This window comes from Vibrio sp. 704 (assembly GCF_033339295.1).
In genome coordinates, this window is record NZ_JAWOUH010000215.1 from 1 (window position 1) to 884 (window position 884).

The 884-nt window shown below is 48.3% G+C and carries 1 pseudogene; it reads left to right on the plus strand.

Annotated elements, in window-relative coordinates:
• Positions 1 to 127 precede the first annotated feature (127 nt).
• A pseudogene (gene fadH, locus R7R24_RS25545) lies at positions 128 to 884 on the plus strand (NADPH-dependent 2,4-dienoyl-CoA reductase); the annotation flags it as partial.

Sequence of the window (884 nt, forward strand, 5' to 3'; positions counted from 1 at the left end):
CACTCAACAATTGGCATATTTTCACACGAGATTGATCGGTGTTACAAAAATGTAAACGCTTGTTTGATTTTTTGGTTTTCCGGACGTAGTCTGGTCAGACCATGATAATAAAAATGGATGTTTAGTGATGTCTGCCATGTACCCTAATTTATTAAAACCACTGGACCTAGGTTTTACACAATTACGAAACCGAGTCCTGATGGGATCAATGCACACTGGCCTAGAAGAGCACAAGGAAGGATTGCAAAAGCTCGCCGCGTTTTATGAAGAGCGCGCGAAAGGTGGCGTCGGGCTTATCGTGACCGGCGGTTTTTCACCGAATTTACGCGGTCGTTTGCACCCGTTAAGTGCGGAGTTTAGTAAGCCAAAACACGCAAAGGCGCACCGAGTAGTTACCGATGCCGTGCACAAGCATGGTGGCAAAATTGCACTACAGATTTTACATGCTGGGCGTTACGCGATGCACCCGTTTGCGCAGAGCGCCTCTGGCATTAAAGCGCCGATCGCGAAGTTTGCGCCGAGTGAAATGAGCGAGCGTCAGATCAAAAAGACCATCGATGCATTTGCCAACAGCGCTGAACTCGCTCAACTTGCCGGTTATGACGGCGTGGAATTAATGGGCTCAGAAGGTTATTTGATCAATCAGTTCCTTTGGAAGCGCACCAATATGCGAGATGACGATTGGGGCGGCAGTTACAAAAAACGCATGCGCTTCCCGTTGGAGATAGTGAAAGCTGTACGTAAAGCGGTGGGTGAGAAGTTCATCATCATTTTCCGTCTTTCGATGCTGGATCTCGTCGCGCAGGGCAGCACGTTCGAAGATGTGATTGAATTAGCCAAAGGTTTTGATGGCGCGGGCGTCACCGTTATCAACACTGGTATTG